9 protein-coding genes are annotated in these 11,660 nt (G+C 63.9%); 3 read left to right on the top strand and 6 right to left on the bottom strand.

Annotation, left to right across the window (positions count from 1 at the left end; all coding sequences use genetic code 11):
• The first annotated feature begins 21 nt into the window (after nucleotides 1-21).
• Nucleotides 22-327 (top strand): putative quinol monooxygenase, encoded by a 306-nt coding sequence (locus tag Q1U94_RS10690; RefSeq protein WP_300544332.1) that lies wholly within the window; start codon nucleotides 22-24, stop codon nucleotides 325-327.
• A 3-nt stretch (nucleotides 328-330) separates the two neighbouring features.
• Here Q1U94_RS10690 and Q1U94_RS10685 read toward each other — a convergent pair whose 3' ends face one another.
• On the bottom strand, nucleotides 331-777 hold the full coding sequence (locus tag Q1U94_RS10685; RefSeq protein ID WP_300544329.1) for a DUF4396 domain-containing protein: 447 nt from the start codon (nucleotides 775-777) through the stop codon (nucleotides 331-333).
• Between the two features lie 76 nt (nucleotides 778-853).
• Here Q1U94_RS10685 and cueR point away from each other — a divergent pair, with 76 nt between their 5' ends.
• Nucleotides 854-1,237: a Cu(I)-responsive transcriptional regulator gene (gene cueR / locus Q1U94_RS10680; protein ID WP_300544328.1), complete on the top strand. Its 384-nt coding sequence runs from the start codon at nucleotides 854-856 to the stop codon at nucleotides 1,235-1,237.
• Nucleotides 1,238-1,438: 201 nt separating this feature from the next.
• Here the strand turns inward: cueR and Q1U94_RS10675 are convergent, their stop codons facing one another.
• From Q1U94_RS10675 to putA, 4 genes are all read right to left on the bottom strand, one after another.
• On the bottom strand, nucleotides 1,439-2,473 hold the full coding sequence (locus Q1U94_RS10675; protein WP_300544327.1) for a ribonucleotide-diphosphate reductase subunit beta: 1,035 nt from the start codon (nucleotides 2,471-2,473) through the stop codon (nucleotides 1,439-1,441).
• A 177-nt stretch (nucleotides 2,474-2,650) separates the two neighbouring features.
• Nucleotides 2,651-3,478, bottom strand: a complete 828-nt coding sequence (locus tag Q1U94_RS10670; RefSeq protein ID WP_300544325.1) for a lipid A-modifier LpxR family protein — start codon at nucleotides 3,476-3,478, stop codon at nucleotides 2,651-2,653.
• Between the two features lie 208 nt (nucleotides 3,479-3,686).
• A complete protein-coding gene (locus tag Q1U94_RS10665) occupies nucleotides 3,687-5,549 on the bottom strand; it encodes a ribonucleoside-diphosphate reductase subunit alpha (protein ID WP_366917284.1) in 1,863 nt (620 codons plus the stop codon).
• 319 nt (nucleotides 5,550-5,868) lie between these two features.
• Nucleotides 5,869-8,994: a bifunctional proline dehydrogenase/L-glutamate gamma-semialdehyde dehydrogenase PutA gene (gene putA, locus Q1U94_RS10660; RefSeq protein ID WP_300544321.1), complete on the bottom strand. Its 3,126-nt coding sequence runs from the start codon at nucleotides 8,992-8,994 to the stop codon at nucleotides 5,869-5,871.
• Between the two features lie 412 nt (nucleotides 8,995-9,406).
• Here putA and Q1U94_RS10655 point away from each other — a divergent pair, with 412 nt between their 5' ends.
• Nucleotides 9,407-10,534: a glycosyltransferase family 1 protein gene (locus Q1U94_RS10655; RefSeq protein ID WP_366917283.1), complete on the top strand. Its 1,128-nt coding sequence runs from the start codon at nucleotides 9,407-9,409 to the stop codon at nucleotides 10,532-10,534.
• 63 nt (nucleotides 10,535-10,597) lie between these two features.
• On the opposite strand, the gene Q1U94_RS10650 is transcribed toward Q1U94_RS10655, so the two are convergent.
• Complete coding sequence (locus Q1U94_RS10650) at nucleotides 10,598-11,653, bottom strand: substrate-binding domain-containing protein (RefSeq protein ID WP_300544317.1); 1,056 nt, start codon at nucleotides 11,651-11,653, stop codon at nucleotides 10,598-10,600.
• Between the last annotated feature and the right edge of the window lie 7 nt (nucleotides 11,654-11,660).

The raw sequence follows: 11,660 nt of genomic DNA, 5'->3' as shown, positions 1-11,660 counted from the left end.
ACACAAGCAGGGGACACGCACATGTACGGGCTGATCGGGAAATTCACGGCGGTCGACGGCCAGCGCGATGCGCTGATCGAGATTCTGCTGGAGGGCATGGCCGACATGCCGGGCTGTCATTCCTATGTGGTCGCGCGCGATCCCGCTGACGCCAATGCGATCTGGATCACCGAGGTCTGGGACAGCGCCGAGCTGCACCGGGCCTCGCTGGAGCTGCCCGCCGTACAGCAGGCCATCGCCCGCGGCCGGCCGCTGATCGCCGGCATGGACCGCATCGCCGAGACCGCGCCCGTCGGCGGACACGGCCTGGCGGCGGAGCCGCTCTAGCGGCTAGTGACAACTCTTGCCCAGCGCCGCCAGGCGCCAGTAATTGTAGGGCAGCGGCGCCAGGAAACCGGCCGCCAGCATGATCGGGATCACCCACCAGGTCAGTTTGGCGCCGCCGGTCAGCCAGACATCGACACCGTTCATCACCGCCTCCATGGCAATCATGGAGATGAAGGACATGCCGATGGCCGTCCTGAAGGCCGTGGCCAGCGCCATCTGGCGCGAGAGGATCACGGTCTCCAGCGCGATGGAGGTCATCAGCCCGTTGACGATGGCCAGGCTCATGATCGCCAGGACCGGCCAGGCGATGCCGCTGACCTGGAAGAAGAAAATCGTGCCGAAATCGCCGATGGAGCACCCGGCCAGGCACCACAGCGTGTTTTTCGCGGCCCGGTGCCATGTGGCGCCGGACTGCCAGAATTGCGGTTGAGTGAGGGATGCGGCGGTCATGCTGTCGGCTCCTGCTTGTCTTCACCGGCCCGCAAGCTAGTGTTTCCAGTTACTGGAAGGTCAAGGAGGCACTGCGATGAATATCGGCGATGCCGCGAAGGCGGCCGGACTGCCGGTGAAAACCGTGCGCTATTATGCCGATATCGGCCTGGTCAGGGCGCCGGACCGGTCGCCGGCCGGTTATCGCCGCTATGACGAGGCCGCCATACGCAAGCTGGCCTTTGTGCGCCGCGCCCGCGATTTCGGCTTTTCCATCGAGGAGTGCCGGGAACTGCTCAGCCTCTATGAAGACCGCAGCCGCTCCAGCGCCGATGTCCGTGCCATTGCCGCAACACATCTCGCCGAGATCGAGGACAAGCAGCGCCAGCTGGCGGCCCTGCACGACGAACTGGCGCATCTGGTCGAGGCCTGCCGCGGCGACGACCGTCCCGACTGCCCGATCCTGGACCGGCTGGGGTAGCGCCTATCCTCGCCCTTGACGGGCGCCGAGGAGCCCAAGAACCGTCCGGGGGACTTTTCGACGTGACGAAGGACCGCTGCGAAGCAGCGGTGGAGCGGGTGGGGGCGGGACTTCTTGCGATCTTGCCACCACCGGGATTCACCCCTTCCGTCCGGCTACGCCGGACACCTTCCCCGTCAAGGGGAAGGATGACGAACGCCCCTACCCCACGAGCGCGCCGTCTTCCTTCTTCTTCATCTTGTCGAACATCTCCCACACGCCGTCATCGCCGTGCCAGGCGCCCTTGGTGGCGCCCTTGGAGTATTCGGTGGCGCGGGCCTCGAAGAAGTTGGCGTGTTCGACGCCGTTGAGGATTTCCGTGAGCCAGGGAATGGGGTGTTCCTTGACACCGTAGATCGGATCCAGCTTGAGCTGCTTCATGCGCCAGTCGGCGATATAGCGGATATACTGCTTGATATCGTCCGGCGTCATGCCTTCCACCTCGCCGGCCTCGAAGGCGAGCTCGATGAACTTGTCTTCCAGCTTCACCACGGTCTGGCAGCAATCGGCGATATCGTCCTTCACACCCCTGGTCAGCGCGCCGGTCTCGCCGGCAAAGGTGTGGAAGAGCTTCATCATGCCCTCGCAGTGCAGGCTCTCGTCGCGCACCGACCAGGACACGATCTGGCCCATCCCCTTCATCTTGTTGAAGCGCGGGAAATTCATCAGCATCGCGAAGGAGGCGAAGAGCTGGAGCCCTTCGGTAAAACCGCCGAACACGGCCATCGAGGTGAGAATGTCCTTCTCGGTCTCGCAGCCGAACTGGCCGAGATAGTCGTGCTTGGCCGCCATCTCCTGATATTCCATGAAGGCGGAGAATTCGGTGTCCGGCATGCCGATGGTTTCCAGCAGCAGCGCGTAGGCGGCGATGTGGATCGTCTCCATGTTGGAGAAGGCGGCGAGCATCATGCGCACTTCAACCGGTTTGAAGAGCGGCATGTAGTTTTCCATGTAGTTCGCGCCGACCTCGACATCCGACTGGGTGAAGAAGCGGAAGATCTGCGTGAGCAGATTGCGCTCCTTGTCCGTCAGCTTGGTCGCCCAGTCCTTGCAGTCCTCGCCCAGCGGCACTTCTTCCGGCATCCAGTGCACCTGCTGCTGGCGCTGCCAGAAGTCATAGGCCCAGGGATAGCGGAACGGCTTGTAGGTGAGGCTGGGGCTCAGCAGGTTGGGCGCTTTCTCGGCGATGATGGTCATGGTCTGGCTCTCCTGCTGGCACTGAATCGGGCATCGAACACAAGATATTGTGTCCATCGCTAACAAAACGTCTACAGCTTGATGCGCCTTCGACGGAATTCAGCTGTGGAGAGTGCGCGATTCGCGAGCGAAAGTGGACCGGTCAGAACCGCTCATGACGCGCCGCGCCGGCCCGGCCTACCAGGTCCAGTTCACCGATACGGCGCCGAATTCCTCGGTCTCGTCGAAACTTGTGACACCGGCGACATGCTTGTATTCGCGGCGCACATAGGCCAGCGACAGGTCGGCATTGCCCACGCGCATGGCGATCCCGGCCTGGGCATCCCCGACGACCTCGCGCTGGGCGAGACGCATGGCATTGGCGAAATCGACGCCCTTTTGCGGATCGTACATCAGCGCACGCCGGTCGGCGCCGGCAAAGACGTACCAGCGCGGACGTTCGTCTTCCTCGCTTCCGACATGCTGGCCGATGCGCACCTCCGCACCTGCGCCCGCAGCCGATCCGTCCGGACCCACGGAGACCGCCGCGCGCGGCGTGAAGGTCACATCCAGCGCCTCGCCCTCGACATGGGTGCGGAAGGGGCGCTGGTAGTTCACGGCCACCGTGGCCTCGCGCGTGCCGCGATCGATCACCACCGGCGAATACCCGTTGGCGCGGGGGGAAAACAGATGATAGGCGGGGTCGCGGGTATCATTGTCGATCACGGCGACTTCCAGCATGCCGGCCTGGCCGAGATCGATGCGCTGGCCCTGGCCGGACGTCATCGCCGAGAGCGGCGCGCCGCCGAACGGGTCGTCATTCATCGCCAGCGCAGACAGGGCCACCCGGGCCGCCGAGGGCGACAGCGGCCGCACTTCGCCCTCATTGTGGAACTGGCCCTGGATCATCTCGCGGGAGGACGCCCATTCCGACGCAGCATCGCCGGGGGTTGTCAGCACGTAGGCCGCCCCCCCGAGCGCGATCGCCCCGGCCGTCAGCAATTCGGCAGTCCGTCCCAGTCTCATAACGCGTCTCCCCTGGACGCTTTTTAAGCAAACCCGCACGCGCAATGCATGCCGATTCATCCCCCACGCGAAAAAGGTTAACCCGGGTCGCATATCGGGTCCACGAGGATGTGGTCACATTTCGCAACCAAAAAAGGGAACACCTCACGGGTGCTCCCTTTCAAGGGCCGGTCTCTCCCCCTCGATCAACCGGCTATGACCTGCCGGCCTACTGGCAGGCCAGGCATTCCTCGTAATCCGTGGGTGCGGCGCTCTCCATCGCCTTTTCGGCTTCGGACTTTGTCTCCGAACCGGCATAGGCGGCGCGCTGGACCGATTTGGAACGGCAGTAGTAGAGCGATTTCACGCCCTTCTCCCAGGCCGTCCAGTGCAGCATGTGCAGGTCCCACTTGTTGATGTCGCCGGGCAGGAAAATATTCAGCGACTGGGACTGGCAGACAAACGGCGTGCGGTCGGCGGCATGCTCGATCACCCAGCGCTGGTCGATCTCGAAGGCGGTGCGGAACAGCGCCTTCTCGTGCTCGTCCAGTTCCTTGAGATGCTGGACCGAGCCTTCATGCTCCAGAATGGACGACCACACGGCCGGCGTGTTCAGTCCCTTTTCCTCCAGCGCCGCTTCCAGATTCGGATTCTTCACCGTGGTTGAACCGGACAGGGTCTTGTGCGTGTAGACATTGGCCGGAATCGGCTCGATGCCCGCGGAGACACCGCCGCAGATGATCGAGATCGAGGCTGTCGGCGCGATTGCCAGCTTGTGCGAGAAGCGCGCCTTGACGCCGAACGCCTCGGCATCCGGACAGGGCCCGCGCTCTTCGGCCAGCTTCACCGAGGCGGCGTCGGCGGCCGTGCGGATATGCTTGAACAGCTTCATGTTCCACGACTTCGCCATGGCGCTTTCGAAGGGCGCGTTCATCTGCTGCAGGAAGGTGTGGAAACCCATCAGGCCCAGACCCACAGACCGTTCGCGCAGGGCCGAATAGACGGCGCGATCCATTTCCGGCGGGGCGCGATCGATGAAGTCCTGCAGCACATTGTCCAGGAAGCGGAAAATATCCTCGATGAAATCGGGATCGTCCTTCCACTCCATGTATTTGGCGGCATTGAGCGAGGACAGGCAGCACACCGCGGTGCGTTCCTTGCCCTGGTTGTCGAAACCGGTAGGCAGCATGATCTCGGCGCACAGATTGGACTGGCGCACCTTCAGGCCCAGCTTGCGCTGGTGGGCCGGCAGGGCGTTGTTCACCGTGTCGGAGAAGATGATGTAGGGCTCGCCGGTCTGCAGGCGCAGCTCGATGATCTTCTGCCACAGCTTGCGCGCATTGACCGTCTTCACCACCTCGCCCGTCTTCGGCGACTTCAGTTCGAATTCCTCGTCCTCGGCGACGGCATTCATGAAGGCGTCGGTGACGTTGAGACCGTGGTGCAGGTTCAGGGACTTGCGGTTGAAGTCGCCCGAGGGTTTGCGGATCTCCAGGAATTCCTCGATTTCCGGATGGTGGACGTCGAGATAGACGGCGGCGGACCCCCGGCGCAGCGAGCCCTGGGAGATGGCCAGTGTCAGCGAATCCATCACGCGGATGAAGGGAATGATGCCCGAGGTCTGACCGTTGGCGCCGATCTTCTCCCCGATCGACCGGACATTGCCCCAATAGGTACCGATACCGCCGCCATTGGAGGCGAGCCAGACATTCTCGGTCCAGGTACCGACGATCTCGTCCAGCGAATCGCCGACCGAGTTCAGGAAACAGGAAATCGGCAGGCCGCGATCGGCACCGCCATTGGACAGGACCGGCGTGGCCGGCATGAACCAGAGCCGCGAGATGTAGTCATATAGGCGCTGGGCATGCTCGCCATCGTCGGCATAGGCGGTCGCCACGCGCGCGAACATGTCCTGATAGCTCTCGCCGGGCAGCAGATAGCGGTCTTCCAGCGTCTTCTTGCCGAAGTCGGTCAGCAGCGCATCGCGCGACCGGTCGATCTTGACGCTCTCCACGACGCGCAGATGCGCCCCCTTGGCCGATTTGGGCTTGCCGCGGCGCAACGGGCGCGTGCCGGCAATCTCGGTGTCCATCTGGCGATTGGTAGCCGAATCCAGTGGCGTCATGATGGCATCTACTCCCCAAGCCCGAGGCAAAACTTCCCTGCTGCGCGGGATTTGCACCCGCGCACCGAACCAACCCAAAGGTCAAAAGAAACTCTGTATAATGTGTCGCCGTCTCCAGCCGACCCAACATATAGTGGATTAAGGTGAAGAGCGGGTCAACGCCCAGAATGGTCTTTGAGCGGATTTTTTGGTTAACAAAGCCTGAATCGCGAAGCGGCCCCGTCACCCTTCGTTAAACCGGGTGAGACGGGGCCGCAACGGGGTTGAATACCGCCAAGACAGGGGATCAGGACAGGTTCAGCAATTCCGGGTCCCCGCCCTGGGCGGCGATGTTGATTGTCACCGTTCTTTCTCCCGCGAACCGGTGCAGATAGTGCGGTCCGCCGGCCTTGGGCCCCGTGCCTGACAGGCCTTCGCCGCCGAAAGGCTGAACCCCGACAACCGCGCCGACCATGTTCCGGTTCACATAGATATTGCCTGCCGGAACGATGGACTGAATTTGCCTGTGGAAAGATGCAAGACGGGAGTGAATGCCCAGGGTGAGGCCATATCCTTTCGCGGCCAGCTGGCGCGCGATCGAGGACACGTCACGGCGATTGTAGCGCACAACATGAAGTATCGGCCCGAAGACTTCCCGGTCCATCATGTCGAGTGTGGGCAATTCCACGAGCGCCGGCCCGAAGAAGAAGCCCTGATCCGCCAGTTCACCGACATCGATCTGCTTGATCACATTTGCGCCGGCTTCCATGCGCTCCATGTGGCGCAGCAGGAGCTCGCGCGCCTCGTTGTCGATTACCGGACCGACATCGGTTGCCGGATCGGCCGGATCGCCCACCTGCAGCTCGTCCATGGCCCCGGCAAGGGATTCGATCATCTCGTCGGCCGTATCCTCGGGCAGGAAGATGATGCGCAGGGCCGAACAGCGCTGGCCGGCCGAGCCGAAGGCCGACATCATGGCATCGTCGACCACCTGCTCGCGCAGGGCGGATGTGTCGACAAACATGCCGTTCAGCCCGCCGGTCTCGGCGATCAGCGTGCCGATCGCGGTCTCCCGGGCGGCCAGCGAGCGGTTGATCGCCCGGGCCACTTCCGTGGAGCCGGTAAAGGCCACGCCGGCGGTGCGCGGATCGTTGGTCAGCGCCGCGCCGATGATCTCGCCCGTACCCGGCAGGAAGTGGAGCACGGAAGGCGGCAGCCCCGCCTTCTGGAACAGACGCACGGCTTCGAAGGCGATCAGCGGGGTCTGTTCCGCCGGCTTGGCGATCACCGCATTGCCCGCCGCCAGGGCGGCGGCAACCTGGCCGGTGAAGATCGCCAGCGGGAAGTTCCACGGGCTGATGCACACGAAGACGCCGCGGCCCTTCAGGCCGAGATGATTGGTCTCGCCGGCGGGTCCGGGCAGGCGCACATCCGAATCGAATTCGCGCTCGGCCTGGGCGGCGTAGTAGCGGCAGAAATCCACGGCTTCGCGCACTTCGGCGATACCGTCATTCAGCGTCTTGCCGGCCTCGCGCGCCATCAGCACGATGAGCCGCTCCATGTCCGCTTCCAGCGCGTCGGCCATGGCCCGCAGCACCGCACCGCGTTCGCGGCCGCCGCGGGCATCCCAGGCCGGCTGGGCCGCCAGGGCGATCTCGAAGGCGGCATTCACGTCCTCGACCGAGGCATCGACCGCCGTGCCGACATATTCCGCCGCATCGACCGGCGACATGATCTGGTGCGCAGCACCGTCCATCAGCTTGCCATTGACCAGCGGGGCTGCCGTGATCGGCTCGGACGTCTCGAACGCCTCGAACTCTGCCTTCAGCCCGGTCCGCACCGAAGCCTGGGCCAGGTCGAGTCCTCTCGAATTCGACCGTTCCTCGCCATAAAGGTCGCCCGGCTTGGCGATCTGGGCGTGGCGGTCGATCGTGCCGGCATCGCGGAACGGGCCGCGCGCGACATCCTCCACCGGCACGTCCGGATCGAGGAAGGAGTGAACAAAGGACGTGTTCGCCCCGTTCTCCAGCAGGCGCCGGACCAGATAGGGCAGAAGATCCTCGTGGCTGCCCACGGGTGCATACACGCGCACCGGATGCGGGCCGTGAACCTTGGCCGCCGCCGCGTAGAGCGCCTCGCCCATGCCGTGCAGGCGCTGGAACTCGAAATGCTCCACGCCGGCCTGTTGCGCCATTTCCCGGACAGCGCACAGGGAATGGGCATTGTGGGTGGCGAACTGGGAATAGATCGCGTCCGGCGCGCCGAGCATGATGCGGGCGCAGACGAGATAGTTGAGATCGGTCGCCGGCTTGGTAGTCCAGACCGGGAAATCCTCCCAGCCCATCTGGTGGGAAAACTTGATCTCGGTATCCCAGTAGGCGCCCTTCACCAGCCGTACGAGGAAACGGTGCCCCGTCTGCCGGCCCAGATCGACCAGACGTTCGATCGCGGGCCGCGCGCGCTTCTGATAGGCCTGCACCGCCAGGCCCAGCCCCTGCCAGCCTTCCAGCTCGGGCTCACGGGCCAGCCTGTCGAGGATTTTCAGCGACACGACCAGACGGTCGGCCTCCTCGGCATCGAGGCAGAAGCCGATATCATAGCCCTTCGCCTTTTTCGCCTGTTCGAGAACCCTGGGATAGAGTTCGGCCATCACCCGATCTTCCTTCACGGCGAGATATTTCGGGTGCAGGGCGGAGAGCTTGACCGAGACGCCGTGCTCCAGTTCGACGGGCCCGTCGCCGCGCACCTTGCCCACCGCATCGATGGCGTCGAGATAACGGCGATGGTAGCGCTCGGCATCGGCAGCCGTGCGTGCGCCCTCGCCCAGCATGTCGAAGGAGCACAGGGCGCCCTCGCCCTTCTTCGCCCGCTTGATGGCTTCGGAGATCTTGCGGCCGAGAACGAAATTCTCGCCCATGATGCCCATCGCCCGCATGGTGGCAGCACGGATCACCGGCTCGCCCAGTTTCTGCGTCATCCGGCGCCAGTAGGCGCCCGGATTTTCGCGGGCTTCCGGATCCACATCGATCAGGTTTCCGGTCAGCATCAGGCCCAGCGTGGAGGCGTTGACGAGCCAGCTCTCGGAGCGGCCCATATGCTCGGCCCAGGCCCCGCCGGAAATTTTCTCGGCGATCAGCCGGTCGGCCGTCGGCGCATCGGGAATGCGCAGCAGCGCCTCGGCCAGACACATCAGTGCCAGGCCTTCCCTGTTGGACAGACCGAATTCCTGCAGGAAACTGTCCATCAGGCCGCGCGCCCGCGTCGTCGACCGGGCCGTCCTGACCAGTTCGATCGCGGCATCCTGGACACGCTTGCGGGCGCTTTCGTCCAGCCCCGTATCATCCGCCAGGCGTTTCACCATGGCGGTTTCGTCGGCGAATTTCACCGAATCCAGATCGTCCCAGCGAATGATTTCTCGAGCCTGGACATTCATGACTGAAACTCCCACTTCAGCAAATGAACGCGAGGGACAATGGTCCCGACTTTTACTCAGGGCAAGTCAAGTCTTCCGTTTAACAGTGTTCACGATAACATATGACGTAACCGTCAAACACCGCAGCCCCTATAACTTCGCCCAAATATTGCAAGCAACGATGACGGGAGGCCGGAAACACACAATAATTTGCCTGAAATTCCGTCCGCACCGGCAGGCCCTGCCGGTGCCCGGATCCTGTCCGCAACGCAGCTGCGCGGCGCTTAACCGCTTTCCGGCCTTCAAGCCAGGGATTTCGCCAGTATGCTGGCGGGCTGACAGACCGGTAAGGGTCGGCTAAACGCAACCCCGGCGGCAGATCACGATACGGATCGAGATGAACCAAGATACCGAAGCCCTCGAGCAGGACGACATGTCCAGCGACACCCTGCTGAAGACGACCGACGACGCCGACGAGCGCCCGCAGCGCATCATGCTGGTCACCGATGCCTGGGAGCCCCAGATGAACGGCGTCGTGCGCACGCTCTCGCGCACCGTCGCGGAATGCCGCGACATGGGGCACCAGGTCGAGGTCATCCATCCCGGCCTGGGCTACAAGACGATGCCCTTGCCGACCTATCCGGAAATCCAGCTGGCCCTGGGTGCCCGGCGCGATATTGCCGAACGCTTCAAGGCTTTCGAACCGGAAGCCATCCATATCGCCACCGAGGGACCGCTGGGCCTGGCGGCGCGGCGCATCTGCGTGAAATGGCGCCTGCCCTTCACCACCAGCTACCACACCAAGTTTCCGGAATACGTGAATGCGCGCTTTCCGGTGATCCCGCTGTCGGCGGGCTACGGCTTCATGCGCTGGTTCCACAATGCCTCCGGCCGCATCATGGTGACCACACCGTCCATGCGTGACGACCTGGCGGCGCGCGGCTTCAAGAATCTCACCGCCTGGGCGCGCGGCGTGGATATCGAACTGTTCAACCCGGACAAGCGCCTGATGGGCGGGGACGATGTCTATGCCGGACTGGAACGTCCGATCTGGGTCAATGTTGGCCGCATCGCGGTGGAAAAGAATATCGAGACCTTCCTCAAGCTCGACCTGCCCGGCACCAAGGTCATCGTCGGCGACGGTCCGCAGCGCGAGGAACTCAAGACCAAATTCCCCGATGCCGTCTTCCCGGGCCCCAAATTCGGCGAGGAGCTGGCTCGCTATTTCGCCGATGCCGATGTCTTCGTCTTCCCCTCATGGACCGACACCTTCGGCCTGGTGAACCTGGAAGCCATGGCCTGCGGTACGCCCGTGGCGGCCTTCCCGGCGCACGGCCCCAAGGACATCATCCCCGGTTCCGGCGGCGGTTTCATCAATGAGGATTTGCGCCAGGCCTGCCTCGACTGTCTGGAAATCGACCGTGCCGCCCCGCGCGCCCATGCCGAAAAACACTCCTGGAGACAGTGCGCCATCGATTTCGTGGAGAACCTCACCCCGCACCCCAAACCGGAGCGGCGGCGGTTCTGGCGGCGTCTGCGGCGGCAGAAATCGCTGTACTGAGCCCAGGAAAAAACGGCGCCGGAACAGTCCGGCGCCGTTTCTTTTCCAGCGTGTCCCGGTCGCCTATTCCGGCGCCCTGTCCATCGCGGTCAGCGCGAGCGCGCGCTCGCGGATTTCACGCCGGGTATCTTCCGCCAGCGGAATCAGGCCCCGGTCGGTCAGATAGCCGAACTCCCCCCACGCCTCTTCCGAGGTGAACTCGTCGACATACTCGGCCAGGCCCGGAACGATCGCCGCGTGCTGGTTCTTCACATAGAAGAAGAGCGAGCGCGATACCGGATAGCTGCCATCCGAGATAGCGTCGAATTCCGGCGCCACGCCGTCAATGGAGACACCGCTGAGACGGTCGTAATTCTGGTCGAGGAAGGAATAGCCGAACACGCCGAAGGCTTCCGGCGTATTGACCAGGGTCTGCACGATCGCATTGTCGTTCTCGCCGGCATCGATCCAGCGGCCGTCCTCGCGGATGCGGCTGGCGATATTCTCGAACCGGTCGGCATCGGCTTCGTGCAAGGCGGCCATGCAGTCGATTCCCGCCGCGCCGGCCTGCATGCCCAGCTCGACGAAGGCATCGCGCGTGCCCGAGGTCGGCGGCGGGCCGAAGACCTCGATGCGCTGGCGCGGCAAGGACGGGTCGATATCGGACCAGCGCTCGTTCGGATTGGGCACGAATTCGCTGCACGTCTCGTCGGCCGGCACTTCGGCGGCGAGCGCCAGCCAGAGCTGGGTCAGGGTGAGATTCAGATCCTCCGCGGCCCGGTTTGCCGAGCCCACCACGATGCCGTCAAACCCGATCCGCACTTCGGTGATCTCGCGCACGCCATTGCTCTGGCAAAGCTCGTACTCCGACGCCTTCATGCGGCGCGACGCGTTGGCGATGTCGGGGTGCTCGGTCCCCACGCCGGCGCAGAACAGGCGGAGACCGCCGCCGGATCCGGTCGATTCGACCACGGGAGTGGAGAATTGCGTCTTGGCCCCGAAGGACTCGGCGGCCGCCGTGGAAAAGGGAAACACCGTCGAGGAACCGACGATGCGAATCTGATCGCGCTGCTGTGCTTCGGCAGCACCCGCCAGGGCCAGAATGGCAGCCGCGGCAGCGAACTGGGTCTTGATCTTCATGAGTGTT

The sequence above is a fragment of the Maricaulis sp. genome (genome assembly GCF_030149515.1).
GTDB lineage: Bacteria > Pseudomonadota > Alphaproteobacteria > Caulobacterales > Maricaulaceae > Maricaulis.
This window is presented reverse-complemented; position numbering and strand designations above follow the sequence as displayed.